Origin of the sequence: Clostridium neuense (assembly GCF_045310695.1) — a bacterium.
Lineage (GTDB): Bacteria > Bacillota > Clostridia > Clostridiales > Clostridiaceae > Clostridium_S > Clostridium_S neuense.
This window is the reverse complement of the sequence record NZ_JBJIAA010000007.1, coordinates 97,518-111,778: the sequence shown is the minus strand read 5'-3', so window position 1 is coordinate 111,778 and position 14,261 is coordinate 97,518. Positions and strand designations below refer to the sequence as shown.

General features: G+C 31.6%; 13 protein-coding genes and 1 pseudogene. 4 read left to right on the top strand and 10 right to left on the bottom strand.

Annotated elements, in window-relative coordinates; all coding sequences use genetic code 11:
• Nucleotides 1-101: 101 nt before the first annotated feature.
• Nucleotides 102-1,016, bottom strand: a complete 915-nt coding sequence (locus ACJDT4_RS09835; protein WP_406787387.1) for a bifunctional helix-turn-helix transcriptional regulator/GNAT family N-acetyltransferase — start codon at nucleotides 1,014-1,016, stop codon at nucleotides 102-104.
• Nucleotides 1,017-1,192: 176 nt separating this feature from the next.
• Here ACJDT4_RS09835 and ACJDT4_RS09830 point away from each other — a divergent pair, with 176 nt between their 5' ends.
• Nucleotides 1,193-1,618 carry a flavodoxin gene (locus ACJDT4_RS09830; protein ID WP_406787386.1) on the top strand — a complete coding sequence of 142 codons (426 nt, stop codon included), beginning with the start codon at nucleotides 1,193-1,195 and terminating at the stop codon, nucleotides 1,616-1,618.
• Nucleotides 1,619-2,001: 383 nt separating this feature from the next.
• Here the strand turns inward: ACJDT4_RS09830 and ACJDT4_RS09825 are convergent.
• Both ACJDT4_RS09825 and ACJDT4_RS09820 read right to left on the bottom strand, forming a co-directional pair.
• Nucleotides 2,002-2,856 (bottom strand): annotated as a pseudogene (locus ACJDT4_RS09825) (S66 family peptidase).
• A gap of 74 nt (nucleotides 2,857-2,930) precedes the next feature.
• Nucleotides 2,931-3,350 carry an Lrp/AsnC family transcriptional regulator gene (locus ACJDT4_RS09820; RefSeq protein WP_406787385.1) on the bottom strand — a complete coding sequence of 140 codons (420 nt, stop codon included), beginning with the start codon at nucleotides 3,348-3,350 and terminating at the stop codon, nucleotides 2,931-2,933.
• A 103-nt stretch (nucleotides 3,351-3,453) separates the two neighbouring features.
• On the opposite strand from ACJDT4_RS09820, the gene ACJDT4_RS09815 reads away from it, so the two are divergent.
• Complete coding sequence (locus ACJDT4_RS09815; protein ID WP_406787384.1) at nucleotides 3,454-4,206, top strand: MBL fold metallo-hydrolase; 753 nt, start codon at nucleotides 3,454-3,456, stop codon at nucleotides 4,204-4,206.
• Here ACJDT4_RS09815 and ACJDT4_RS09810 read toward each other — a convergent pair.
• The 3 genes from ACJDT4_RS09810 to ACJDT4_RS09800 all read right to left on the bottom strand — a co-directional run bounded on the left by ACJDT4_RS09810 (nucleotide 4,203) and on the right by ACJDT4_RS09800 (nucleotide 6,009).
• Nucleotides 4,203-4,577, bottom strand: coding sequence for a hypothetical protein (locus tag ACJDT4_RS09810; RefSeq protein ID WP_406787383.1), 375 nt, complete (start codon nucleotides 4,575-4,577; stop codon nucleotides 4,203-4,205). The genes ACJDT4_RS09815 and ACJDT4_RS09810 overlap by 4 nt on opposite strands.
• 2 nt (nucleotides 4,578-4,579) lie before the next feature.
• Nucleotides 4,580-5,008, bottom strand: coding sequence for a MarR family winged helix-turn-helix transcriptional regulator (locus ACJDT4_RS09805; protein WP_406787382.1), 429 nt, complete (start codon nucleotides 5,006-5,008; stop codon nucleotides 4,580-4,582).
• A 398-nt stretch (nucleotides 5,009-5,406) separates the two neighbouring features.
• The gene (locus ACJDT4_RS09800) at nucleotides 5,407-6,009 is read right to left on the bottom strand and encodes a carbonic anhydrase (RefSeq protein WP_406787381.1); all 603 of its coding nucleotides are present in this window, start codon (nucleotides 6,007-6,009) and stop codon (nucleotides 5,407-5,409) included.
• 513 nt (nucleotides 6,010-6,522) lie between these two features.
• Between ACJDT4_RS09800 and cooS the strand changes: the two genes are divergently transcribed.
• A complete protein-coding gene (gene cooS, locus ACJDT4_RS09795) occupies nucleotides 6,523-8,442 on the top strand; it encodes an anaerobic carbon-monoxide dehydrogenase catalytic subunit (protein ID WP_406787380.1) in 1,920 nt (639 codons plus the stop codon).
• Nucleotides 8,443-8,463: 21 nt separating this feature from the next.
• Complete coding sequence (nifJ, locus tag ACJDT4_RS09790; protein ID WP_406787379.1) at nucleotides 8,464-11,991, top strand: pyruvate:ferredoxin (flavodoxin) oxidoreductase; 3,528 nt, start codon at nucleotides 8,464-8,466, stop codon at nucleotides 11,989-11,991.
• Nucleotides 11,992-12,032: 41 nt separating this feature from the next.
• Here the strand turns inward: nifJ and ACJDT4_RS09785 are convergent, their stop codons facing one another.
• The 4 genes from ACJDT4_RS09785 to ACJDT4_RS09770 all read right to left on the bottom strand — a co-directional run bounded on the left by ACJDT4_RS09785 (nucleotide 12,033) and on the right by ACJDT4_RS09770 (nucleotide 14,171).
• Nucleotides 12,033-12,200, bottom strand: coding sequence for a CDIF630_02480 family spore surface protein (locus ACJDT4_RS09785; protein WP_406787378.1), 168 nt, complete (start codon nucleotides 12,198-12,200; stop codon nucleotides 12,033-12,035).
• A gap of 103 nt (nucleotides 12,201-12,303) precedes the next feature.
• Nucleotides 12,304-13,173, bottom strand: a complete 870-nt coding sequence (locus ACJDT4_RS09780) for a radical SAM protein (RefSeq protein ID WP_406787495.1) — start codon at nucleotides 13,171-13,173, stop codon at nucleotides 12,304-12,306.
• Nucleotides 13,173-13,700 carry a GNAT family N-acetyltransferase gene (locus ACJDT4_RS09775; RefSeq protein ID WP_406787377.1) on the bottom strand — a complete coding sequence of 176 codons (528 nt, stop codon included), beginning with the start codon at nucleotides 13,698-13,700 and terminating at the stop codon, nucleotides 13,173-13,175. The genes ACJDT4_RS09780 and ACJDT4_RS09775 overlap by 1 nt, the downstream gene beginning before the upstream one ends.
• A gap of 27 nt (nucleotides 13,701-13,727) precedes the next feature.
• A complete protein-coding gene (locus ACJDT4_RS09770) occupies nucleotides 13,728-14,171 on the bottom strand; it encodes a hypothetical protein (protein WP_406787376.1) in 444 nt (147 codons plus the stop codon).
• Nucleotides 14,172-14,261: the final 90 nt, after the last annotated feature.

Here is a 14,261-nt window from a genome sequence, read left to right as displayed (position 1 = left end):
AACTGGCTCCTGCATTAAACAGGAGCCAGTTTTTTTACTATATAATAAAACTAGCTCAACTATTGAAATTAATAGCTTAATGGTTTGTAAAAAAGTCCTTCTTATAAATTCACTTCCCATTTTTCTTCTATGATCTTTTTATCTGTCCATTGTGTGTTTTCAACTTTTTCAGTAAGCTTAAAACCATGACTGTCATAAATATGTCTTGCAGCCTTTAATATATTTACTGTCCACAAAAAAATTTGTTTATAGTCTTTTTCGTGGCAAAATTCAATAGCTACTTTAACCAGTTTATGCCCAAGCCCCTTACCTCTCATTTCCGGCTCTATCAAAAACCATCTAAGCTGGGCTGTATAATCATTATCTCCTCTAACCACAGCAATTACTCCCACTTGCTTGCCGTTACATTCTGCAATCCATATATTTTCTCTGCTTTCATCATGGCTTTTATTAAATTCAAATACATATTTTTCAACATAGTTTGCAAATTCTCCTGAGAATCCATATTCATCATTATACAATTCTCTATGTCTTTTTATTATGTAGTCTATATCATCTTCAGTATAACTTCTTATGATAACATTATTTTCTTCTTTGCGTAATAAGGCTTCAATACAATTCATTGCTTTCACTAACTTTTCTTTTTCACTATGATTCAAGTGCCTTATAAGCTTTTCTACTTGATTATTTGATTTTTTTTCAAGTTCACTTAACACCTCTTCGCCCTTTAAAGTCAAGTTTAGAAATATAATGCGCCCATCCTCTAAAGATTTTTCTTTTAATATTAAATCATTGTTTTCAAATTTTTTTAAAATTCTACTCATATATCCTCTATCAATATTAAGATTCTCAATTAACCAGTTAGCAGTACATCTATTAGTTTTATAAATTTCAATAAGAACACGTGCTTCAGTTAAAGAATAAGAACTATCTAATATACATTGATCTAGTAATCCTAAAATATTTGTATAAAATCTGCTAAATTTCCTAACTTCATATGCAACATTACCTTCCACATGCTACTCCTCACTTTCATAAATTATTATAAATATAATACTAAAATTAATTGACTTAGTCAACTAATTTGCAAGTATTTTATTTAGAATATAATACAAAATATAAAAAATATGATATAATTTAATTGTTAATAAGAATTTTTCCATAATTATAATTATTAATTGGAGGTTTTAATATGAAAAAAGTTTGCATAATTTATCAAAGTCAAAGTGGTAATGTCGAAGTTTTAGCAAATGAAATATTTAATGGTGCAAAAAAAGCCGGAGCAGATGTTTCAATAAAACTTGTCTCTGAAGCTACTAAAGAAGATGTTCTATCTGCCGATGCACTTGCTTTTGGAAGTCCATCAAAAAACGGTAATAATATCGATCAACAAGAACTTGCTCCATTTTTAGAAGAATTCAAATTAACCCTTAATAATAATAAACCTGTTGTATTGTTTGGTTCTTATGGATGGGATAATGGTGAATTTATGAATAAGTTTAAAAACTTAATGGATGATTATGGCTTTAACATTATTGGCAGTCTTGCTGTTAATGAATCTCCAAGTACGGAAGAAATGAAAAAGGCAGAAAAGCTTGGAGAACTTCTAGCGAAATAACAATAATGCTAAGCAAGTGCATCACAGGATATTAAATAAAATTAATAAATCTAAGATAAAAAACTTTAAAAGCCTAAGAAGTTTCAATAACTCGCTGAAAGACGCTCAGACAATTGAAACATCTAAGTCTTTTAAAGTTTTTTGCCTAAGATTTATACAATTTTATTTAAATCATCCTGCAATACACTTACTTAACATTACACAGTAGTTTAAGGAATATTTTTCTCCTTTTCCCTACGAAAAATATACTGTAAATATGATTAATCAATAGAATTTAATAATAATAAATATTATAAAAATTTAATTAATTACGGAAATTTATATCTAAAATTCCGTATATACAGAGAAATTTTTTTAATGTGACGAAACATTGTTAATTCACATTATTTTAATGATATAAATTTTCCTATTGCTATGCACTTTGAATCAGTTCCATGTCCTATATCCTTTGTTTTAGCGATAGGAAGTTTTTCGTTGTTTATAACACTTTTAAGTATACTTTGAACTGTTGGCTCAATATTAAGTTCCTCCATTTTTGTAAAAGTGCCAAGGAGTATTCCATTAATTTGTGAGAACACTCCCATTTGCTTTAATTGATTAAAAAATGTTGTCATAAGAGCTGCATCTCCACCGAAAGCCTCTAAAAGTAATATTTTATTCTGAAAGTTTGGCAAGTAAGTAGTTCAAGCCAATTTGAGCAAACACCTTACATTACCGCCAACAACAATGCCTTCCATGCTGCTTCCCTGTATAAAGGAATAATCAATATGAAATAAATCTTTCTTTCCATATAAAAGTGAGTTTACAAACCTATGTATTTGAACTTCCTTACAATCATATATTAAATTTCGAAGCTGATATAGATATGATACTGCACCAACTTTTGTATATAGTGCATTTATTACAGTAGTTAAATCACTGTAGCCAAAAAATGGCTTAGGATTTTTCTTAATCAAATCAAAATCTAAATACTCAAGTATTTCATTTGCAACATCACCGCCAGATATATCAAATATAGCTTTAATTTCATTATCAGCATAAAATTTAAGTAATGCATTTGCACGTTCACAAGGTGTGCCACTAAACACAGAATATCTTTCAAAAATAAACTCACTGCATATAGGAATTAATCCTATGTTAGAAATTTCATTTAATAAATTCTCTATTTTAGGCTTATATGATAATAATTGAGCATTAGAGCATGCAACTATACCTATTTTATCACCACTCTTAAGAATCACTTTGCTACCCCCCTTTAAAATAAATGTACAACTTGAAAGTTTAAAATCAGTACTACCAAACTCATCTACAATTATTTCACATTTTCTATAGCCAAATTCACTTTATAATTACCATACTCCAAAATCTCATCCAAAAGCTTAGTAAGCTCTTTGTCATCTAAAACAGCCGCTTTAAGCATATAGCAACCATCTCCACTTATTCTGGTTGCTTCAATTATAAGAGAATTATTTAGAATATATTTTTTAAATTCACTATGATTAGATGATTTCATAAAAACAGTTATAAAAGCAATTAAACTTTTACCAAGCTTATGTAAATTTACCTTCAAAGTATAACCCTCTATAATATTGAGTTTTTCCATTTTATTTATTCTATTTTTAACTGCCTGTCCTGTTAAGTGAACCCTATCACCGATTTCTTGCCACTGCGCACGTGAATTTTCTATAAGTAAGTTTAAAATTTCTGTATCAGTTTTATCAATCATATTCATTTAAATCCTTTCATGATTAAACTTTTTTCACTAATATTCTTTAACGAGACAATTAATGATTATTATATACTAAATATATACGAAAATCGAGGAGTGATTATATATGAAAATTCAATTAATACGCCATGGAACAGTAATTATTTATTTAAACAATAAAAAAATACTCATTGATCCTGTATTAAGTCCTAAGAATACTATGCCACCAATTCTAGATGTTGAAAATCAAAATTTCAATCCGCTGGTTGATTTGCCCATAAAAATTGATAATATTATTAACTGTGATGCTGTTATTATAACCCACACTCACGAAGATCACTTTGATAGCAATGCTGCAAATATACTTCCAAAAAACATTCTTATGTTTTGTCAGCCGGAAGATAAATTAAAGCTTGAAGCTTTAGGTTTTTCAAATATACATGAGATTTGCGATTTTTATAACTGGAGTGAAATAACTATAAATAAAACCAGCGGTGAGCATGGTCATGGAGAACTTGCAATTAAAATGGCACCTGTATCTGGATTTGTTCTTTCCTGTAAAAAAGAACCTTCTATTTATATTGCTAGTGATACAGTATGGTGCAGAAAACTAAAGGACGCAATTGAAAAGTTTAAGCCCGAAATAATGGTTTGCAACTGCGGCGGTGCACATTTTTCCTTTGGTAAACCAATAACTATGACAGGAAAAGATATAAGTGAAATATCAAATTGTTTTCCTGATATAAAAATTATTGCTGTCCACATGGATTCTTGGAACCACTGCAGCTTCTCCAGAAAAGATTTAAAGTACTATATAGATAAAAATCATATTAAAGCATCTGTAATTATTCCAAAAGACGGAGAAATATTAAATTTTTAAACTAGAACATAAATTATAATAAGTGCAATTGTAACAGAAGCAAAACCAAAAGTATTCAAATACCTATAATATAATGCTTCTACAATTGCATATGCTGAAAAAATAATTAATGAACCAAGAATCATCCAATCAAAATACTTATGCATTATAAATGAAATTGAAGAGACGGTGAAAAACATGATTCCGGATAAAAGCATACATATAACTTTAGCTCTCATATTTTTATCAGGTAAATTATGAGGTATTTCTTGATGCCATTTTCTTGCAAGCTTTATTCCATTTTCCTTAAGTAAAAATTTAAAATTCAAAATAATTTCCATTGTACCAAAAGCCAACAAGAAAGTCCTAAATATTTCCTGCTTCCACGTCATCTTCATCTCGCCTCTGATAAATTACTTATAACTTTTTCAAGTGAAGATTTTAATATTTTTTGATCACCCTCACTAATACCTTCCAAAGCTTCTCTAGTAACCTTATCTGCTATCAAATTAATTTCCTCTACTGCGTCTCTTCCTTTTTTAGTTAAACTAATTACATAAGCCCTTCTATCATTTTGTCCCAGCATTTTATCAACAAATTTCTTTTCGTATAAGTTTAAAATGATACTTCCCGCAGTTGCTTTGTCACCTTTTAATTTTTGTGCAATTTCTACCTGAGTTAAGCAATCTTCCTGTGACAAAAGCTTTATCACTGCCCATTGAGAGGTTGTAAGATTGTATTTTAATAGTTCCTTATCCATTTTTCTTTTAATAAATCTTGAACTTACACCAAGTAAGTACCCTAAAACATCTTGTATCTCCACGTTATAAATCACCTCTTTAACATAGTAAGTGTACATACCGTATGTACACTTACTATGTTAGTCCTAATTGTAAAATTTGTCAACATTGTAATCAACTTTATTTAACTAATGTATTATAAAAATTTAAATAGTCGCAAAAATTTACACCTAAAATTCCGTAGGAACGGAGGAATTTTTTCCTTGTACCACCGTGAGTGCGAAGTAACAATGCTGAAGGAACGATTTAAAAAAATCCTAATAAATCTTGGCTCAAAAATCATAAAATACTTAGATATTCAATCTGTCTGAGCATTTTTTAAGCGAGTAAACATGCATGGGGCATGGGCTTTGCCCTTTATCCTTCTATACCCAAAAGCAAGCACTCGCTTAGAATCACCACTTAGATTTATAGGATTTTTTTAACGGGACGAAGCATTGTTACTTGGCAATTTCTTAACTTCACCAGTCTTCAAAAGATATTTAGTTGCAACTATTTTTATCTTTTTTTCGTTATAAAGTTTACTTAACATTTCACTGCATAAAAGCTTTTTTACACACTCTTTTGCATTTTCCTCTTCAAGCCTTGAAGCTAAATTCTCCCCTGTCAAAACCTTATCTTTTATAATTTCACCTATTGGTTTTATAAATCCATGAATTTTTTCATTAGCTTTAAACTTTTCTACAACCTCGGCTACAGCTCCGCATTTTTCATGAGCCATAATCAAAATATAGTTTACGTTTAGATGACTTACTGCAAATTCCACGTTTCCTATAACATTTTCATCTACGATATTTCCCGCATTTCTTATGACAAATAATTCACCAAGCTTAACATCAAATATAAATTCTGGCACAACTCGTGAATCAGAACATGTAATCACTACTGCTTTTGGAGATTGACCATTTTCATATAACTCTTCCCTCAGCTTTATTACATTACTATTATCCTTTAATTTATTTGTAACAAAACGATTATTACCATCTACAAGCATTTTTTCTATAAGTAAAAATTTATTATCCATATAATTCACTTTCCTTTTTATATTTTTTTAATAATGCAAAAATAATCATTATAATTAATAATAATATTATTCCAATTTTAAATAAACCTTTTTTTCATACAAGTACTTAAAACAACTATAAGAAGTGACAAACTAAACTTTCTAAGAGTCCACCTAAACTATTAGAATTTGTAGATAAGCACGTAATAAATGATTGTAATTAAATCACAACAATGGTTAAAAAAACACAAGATCAATGCTGGAAGTATTTATATTTTGTCTATAGATTTTTCTACCAGCACACGACAAATAGAAAAGTTTATGACAAAACTTGTATCTAAATTTAAAATATAACCTAATCCCACAAAAATCAAAAGTTTTTACTTTAAATAAATATAAAAATCAAGGTCTACAAATAAAAAAACAAGTCCTAGAACTTGCTTTTTTTATTTGTATAAATTCATTATACATAATTAAATGAATAATAGGAAAACTTACTAATAATACCCTAAAGAACAAGGAGTGATATTTTTTATGAGTGAAACCATAATGGAAAAATCAGAAGGAAGAGTAAGCTATCATGATTCCGTAGAAGAAATGGTAAAAAGAATAAGAAAAGATGGAATGTCTAATGTCTTTGATAGATATGCTCTTCAAGAAAAAATAAGGTGTAAATTTTGTCTTCAAGGTTTAAGCTGTCAGCTTTGCTCTAATGGACCTTGCAGAATAAGTGAAAAATCTGGTCAGGATAAAGGAGTTTGTGGAATAGGCCCAGATGCCATGGCCATGAGAAATTTTCTTTTAAAAAACATAATGGGTGCAGGTACATATAGCCACCATGCTTATGAAGCCTTCAGAACATTAAAAGCAACTGCTGAGGGTAAAACACCTTTTAAAATTACAGATGTAAACAAACTTAAATGGATGTGTGAAAAAGTTGGTATAAGTACTAATCAGGAACTTAATGATATGGCAATAGAACTTGCCACCCTTCTTGAAGACCAACAGAAAATTGGGGTAGAGAAGGACAATATAATGGTAGAAGCTTTTGCCCCAACAAAAAGAAAAGAAGCTTGGAAAAAGTTAAATATATATCCTGCTGGTACTGTACATGAAGAACAAAATTGCGTTGCAAGCTGCCTTACAAATGTTGATGGAAGCCATGTATCCCTAGCCATGAAGGCTCTTAGACTTGGAATTGCTACTATATACAATACACAAATTGGTCTTGAAATGGTTCAGGATATACTCTTTGGAACTCCAACTCCTCATGAGATTAATACAGATTTAGGAATTATGGACCCAAATTACGTAAATATAGTATTTAATGGTCACCAACCATGGATTGGCGTTGCCACATTATTAAAAGCACATAAAAATGAAATTCAAGAAAAAGCGAAAAAAGCTGGAGCCAAGGGTCTTAGAATCGTAGGCTCAATAGAAACAGGTCAAGAACTAGCCCAGAGATTTCCAATAGATGATGTTTTTGTAGGTCACATGGGAAATTGGCTTGCTATAGAACCATTACTTGCAACAGGAACAGTAGATGTATTTGCAATGGAAGAAAACTGCTCTCCTCCTGCTATTGATATGTATGCTGAAAAATATCAGGTAACCTTAGCTTCAATCAGCACTATAATCGATTTACCTGGAATTAAATATAAATTTCCATATGATCCATCTGAGGCTGATTCCATAGCAGATAAACTAATTGAACTTGGAATAGAAAATTTTAAAAAGAGAAAAGAGAGAAATATAGAAGCTGTAGTTCCACAAAAAATCCAAAAAGCTGTAGCAGGTTTTTCAACAGAAGCAGTACTTGGAGCACTTGGAAATAAGCTTGATCCATTAGTTGATGTAATAGCAAAAGGAAAAATCAAAGGAGTTGTAGCTCTTGCTAACTGCTCAACTTTAAGAAATGGTCCTCAAGACTGGGTAACAGTAAACTTAACAAAAGAACTTATAAAAAAGGATATTTTAGTTGTAGCTGGAGGCTGCGGAAACCATGCTCTTGAAGTTGCTGGACTCTGCACACTTGAAGCTGCAAACACAATTGCCGGTGATGGATTAAAGGAAATATGTAATGCTCTTAAAATTCCACCAGTACTCAGCTTTGGAACCTGCACTGACACAGGAAGAATTTCAATGCTTGTTACAGCTCTTGCTGAACATTTAAATGTAGATGTACCAGATCTCCCTATAGCTGTTACTGCACCAGAATGGATGGAACAAAAAGCTACTATAGATGGAATTTTCGCCCTTGCTTATGGAACCTATACTCATCTTTCTCCTACTCCATTTATGACTGGAGCTCCACAATTAGTTGATCTTTTAACTAGTAAAGCTGAGGATGTTACAGGTGGAAAAATAGCTTTGGGTGATGATCCTAAAGAAGTATCTAATAATATTGAAGCTCATATTATGGCAAAAAGAAAAAAATTAGGTTTAAGTTAAACCTTTAAGGAGGAAATAATTATGGCAAAAAAATTAAAAACTATGGATGGAAACGAAGCTGCTGCATATGCTTCTTATGCTTATACAGATGTTGCAGCTATTTATCCTATAACACCATCAACCCCAATGGCCGAACTTGTAGATAACTGGTCATCTCATGGCAAAAAAAATCTATTTGGTCAGCCCGTTAAAATTGTTGAAATGCAGTCTGAAGCTGGTGCCGCTGGAACTGTTCACGGTTCACTCGTCGCAGGTGCACTTACAACTACATACACTGCATCTCAAGGTTTACTTCTTATGATACCTAATATGTATAAAATGGCAGGAGAAATGCTTCCTGGGGTACTCCATGTAACTGCACGTGCCATTGCAACTCACGCACTATCAATTTTTGGCGACCATCAGGATGTTATGGCAACAAGACAAACAGGCTTTGCACTTTTAGCATCTTCAAGTGTTCAAGAGGTTATGGATTTAGCAAATGTAGCTCATTTATCTGCTATTAAAGCTAACTTGCCATTCCTACACTTTTTTGATGGTTTTAGAACCTCTCATGAATATCAAAAAATTGAAGTTATTGATTATGAAGATATTGCAAAATTAGTTGATTATGAGGCAATAAAAAGATTTAGAGATAGAGCTCTTAACCCTGAACATCCTTCTGTTCGTGGAACAGCTCAAAATCCAGACATATACTTTCAGCAAAGAGAAGGCTCAAATAAATTCTACGATGATATTCCAAATATTGTAGAAAGCTATATGAGAGAAATAGAAAAAATTACTGGAAGAGTATATCACCCATTTGATTACTATGGAGATCCTGCTGCAGAGGAAGTAATCATTGCTATGGGTTCCGTTTGTGACACTATAGAGGAAACTGTAGACTATTTAAGACAAAAAGGAGAAAAAGTTGGAGTTCTTAAAGTACATTTATATAGACCATTTTCTCCTGAATACTTCTTTAAATATCTCCCTACCTCTGTTAAAAAAATTGCAGTATTAGATAGAACAAAGGAACCAGGTTCCGTTGGAGAACCTCTTTACCTTGATGTCGTTAATGTATTTTACAATAATCCAAATAAACCTATTATAGTTGGTGGAAGATACGGCTTAGGCTCTAAGGACACAAGACCCTCACAAATACTTGCTGTCTTCAAAAATCTTAAAAACGATGCTCCAAAGAATAGATTTACTATTGGAATTGTCGATGATGTTACAAATACATCGCTTCCAGAAGAAGATATAATAGACACTTCGCCAGCAGGAACAAAAAGATGCAAATTTTATGGTTTAGGTTCTGATGGTACAGTTGGAGCAAATAAAAGTGCTGTTAAGATAATAGGTGATAACACAAACATGTATTGTCAGGCTTATTTCTCTTATGACAGTAAAAAATCCGGTGGAAGCACTGTATCCCATTTAAGATTTGGTGATAAACTAATAAAATCACCTTACTTAATTTATGAAGCAGATTACATTGCTTGTCACAACAAGTCCTTTATATATAATATAAATGTGCTTAAAGGCCTTAAAAAAGGTGGAACCTTCGTACTAAACTGCCCTTGGAGCGATCAAGAATTAGAAGAAAAACTTCCTGCATCAATGAAGAGATATATAGCAGAAAATAATATTGAATTTTATACAGTAGATGCTGTTTCAATAGCACAAAAGGTAGGCTTGGGCTCTAGAATAAACATGGTAATGCAATCAGCATTCTTTAAATTAGCCAATATAATACCTGTAGACAAAGCTCTGCAATACTTAAAAGACTCAGTAGAGTATACCTATGGTAAAAAGGGTGAAAACATAGTAAATGCTAATAAAGCTGCTATAGATGCTGGTGCAAATGCTGTTCATAAGGTTACTGTGCCTGAAGCTTGGAAAAATCCTAAAGATGAACACACACAGGTTAAAGAGCTTCCTGACTTTATTAAAAGAATTGAAAGACCTATGGCAAGGCATGAAGGTGATGAACTTCCTGTTAGTGCATTTAATGGTATGGAAGATGGAAGATTTCCTCTTGGAGTAACTGCTTATGAGAAACGTGGCATTGCAGTTAATATTCCTGAATGGCAAATTGATAAATGTATTCAATGTAATCAATGTGCCTTTATATGCCCTCACTCAGTAATAAGAGCTTGTCTTTTAAATGAAGCTGAAAAAGAAAAAGCTCCAGAGAAATTTTTAACTAAAGCTCCTACAGGAAAGGAATTTACTGGGCTCCACTATCGTATTCAAATAAGTCCACTTGATTGTACTGGCTGCGGAAACTGTGCTGATATATGCCCTGCTCCTGGCAAAGCTTTAATAATGAAGCCAGCTCAAGAAGAAATTGAAGAGCAGTCAGAAAACTTTGAATATGCATTAAAAATAACTCCTAAAGAAGGACTTATGAGCCTTCATACAGTAAAAGGCAGTCAATTTGCAAGACCTTTACTAGAATTCAATGGCGCTTGTCCTGGTTGCGGTGAAACTCCTTATATAAAACTTTTAACACAACTTTATGGTGATAGGATGATGATAGCTAATGCTACAGGATGTTCATCAATTTGGGGAGCAAGTGCACCTGCAATAGCATATACCACAAACAACTGCGGCAAAGGTCCTTCTTGGGGAAATTCTCTCTTTGAAGATAATGCTGAATATGGTTATGGAATGTTTCTTGCTGTAAAACAAATGCGAGAAAGACTTGCCGAACTAATGACTCAAGGATTAAACTCTCCTGATATTAAACCAGAGCTTAAAGAAGTCTTTAAAGAATGGCTAGATGGTTTTGATGATGCAGATACTTCTAAAAAGGCTTCAGCAAGAATACTTGAATTATTGCAAAAGGAAAATTACGCTCAAAATAATATTTTAAATGAAATATTCACTAAAAAGGATTATTTAGTAAAAAAATCTCATTGGCTAATTGGAGGCGATGGATGGGCATACGACATTGGCTTTGGAGGATTAGATCAAGTTCTTTCCTTGGGTGATGATGTAAACATATTCGTTATGGATACAGAAATCTACTCAAATACAGGCGGTCAATCTTCAAAATCAACTCCTACTGGTGCCGTTGCAAAGTTTGCTTCAGCTGGTAAAAAGACCAGAAAGAAAGACTTAGGTTTAATGGCTATGACCTACGGAAATGTTTATGTAACTCAAATATCTATGGGTGCAAACATGAATCATGCTGTTAAAGCTATAACAGAAGCAGAAGCTTACAAGGGTCCTTCACTAGTAATTGCCTATGCACCTTGTATAAGTCATGGTATAAAAACTGGTATGGGAACTAGTATAGCTGAAGAAAAGAAGGCAGTAGAATCTGGTTACTGGCATTTATATAGATATAATCCTCTGTTAAAGTTAGAAGGTAAGAACCCATTTGTTCTTGATTCTAAAGAACCCGCTGCTTCTTATATCGACTTCATAAAAGGTGAAATCCGTTATTCATCATTACAAAATACTTTCCCTGATGCAGCTGAAGCAGCATTTAAAAATTCTGAAATTAATGCTCATGAAAGATATGATTTATATAAAAAGCTTTCAGAAATAAAACACTAATAAAAAAGTCTAACCACATCGGTTAGACTTTTTTATTAAAATTACTTTTCATTAGAATCTACATATTCTTTAGCGTTTTTCATATCAAATTCGCTTGGTATAGATACTTTAGAAACCGGCTTTAATTTTTCAACATTTGCCCAAGCTGCAGTATTGTGGTTTTCAATTGGTATTTCCATAAAACTATCCTTTAATCTATCTCCTTCCATATCCATTCCTCCCTTCAAGTAATATTATTTTCATTTTGGGATGAATGTATTAACAATTTATAAAATTAATATATTGGAAATAACCTTTAATTAAACTTTTTACCTATAATCTTCTAAATCCCTCTGGCTTATATTCATACTTTCCTTTAAGTACATCATCAATTAATTTTATTAGTTTCTCCTTATCCTTAGACAAGTTTCCTCCGATTGGCATATAATTTGATGCATGATTGCTTCTAAAAATACAGTTCTTAACATCTATATTTTTTATAAGTTCCCTCATTTCAAGCATAGCTTCATCTGGATTTAAAATTTGAAACTTTCCTGATTTCACTGCTTGATGCATTGGTGTATTAGGTTCAACCATAAAAGTTAATGTACCTAAATAGTCCGGTTCTATAGCATTTATAACTCTTGCAGACTCAACTGCATTTTCCATCCATTTATCTTTTCCCCCTATGCCAGAAATAAGAGTGACAGACAACTTCATTCCGCCATCCTTAGCTTTTTTACCAGCCTCTATAATATCTCTAGAATTAACTCCCTTATTTATATCCTTTAATATAGAATCACTTCCACTTTCTATTCCCATGTAAAGCATTTTAAGCCCAAGCTTATTTAAAGCTGTAATTTCTTCCTTTGATTTTCTTAAAATATCATTTGGTGCTGCATAAGAGGTTACTCTTTCACACTCTGGAAAAAGCTCCTTTATTTTATTTAAAATATCTTTAAGCTGCTCAAATGGCAGTACAAATGCATCACCATCTGCTAAAAATATACGTTTTACGCTTTTATAAAGCTTTCTGGCCTCATATAAATCTTCATATATTTGTTTAAGATTTTTTATTTTAAACTTTTTATCCTTATACATACTGCAAAAACTACACTTATTGTGAGCACAGCCTATAGTAACTTGAATTATAAGGCTATAAGCTTCACTTGGTGGTCTGTACACTGTGCCTTCGTAATTTATCATAAATGTTCACCATCTTCACTTATCAATTTTTTAACATACCTAACTTCATTAAGCTTTTTCCCAATATTAATTTCGTTAACCGTTCCATCAAACTTAAATCCAACTTTTTCATAGAACCTTCTAGCATTTAAATTTTCCTCAAGCACCCACAATGTAATCTTTTTATAATTTCTTTTTTCAAGCTCAACTAGTCCCCAATTTATTAATTTAAGCCCTAAACCTCTATGCCAATAGTCTGGCAGCAAATATAATCCACATATCTCACCATAAGAAATATCCTTATCCTTATCTCTACACTTTCCAATGCATATAAACCCAGCTGCCTTACTGCCTTCAAATATTATTGCATCCTCTTCAATTGCTTCTCTTAATGCCTTTTTAAAATATTTTTCTCTTTTTTCAGCAGTAATATTATCTAATACTTTGTCCGGTATTATCCCCCTATATGCAGCCTTCCAGGAACTAGAATGAATCTCACCCAAAACATTTGCATCATGTACATTAGCATAACGAATTTCACACATAAAAAATCACCTCTATCAAATTACTCTCTATGGTTCTTCATACTTATCAGTAATATACCAAACACCATTCACCTTTTTAACCGTAAATTTTATAGGTATATTCCACGAGCCACCAACTTCTTTATTTTCTGAATCCTTTATATTTAGAGAATATGTCATTTTAACATATACTATATTTGCTATTTTACTTTGTGAATTTTCCTTAAGTTTAAAATCCACCTTAAAAGGTTTTTTATATTTTTTATCATTTACTGCATAGACCTTGTACACATTTATATGATTAAATACCTTTTCTGATATATGTTTCGATAATTCATTAGAATATTCCTTATCCGTAGTAAAAGCTTTTTGTACTACACTGTAAATATCAACATACTTATTGTCCTTTCCGCAATCCGTAAGTATAATTATGCATATTACACATAAAATTAAGTAAATCTTTTTATCCTTTTTTATAATTATGTTAATCACACCTTTTATCTATATTTTGTTATTCTAATTATATACTTTTAAACAATGCTAAAAATCACAAAACTATAAAAAACTATTTACATTTTTCCA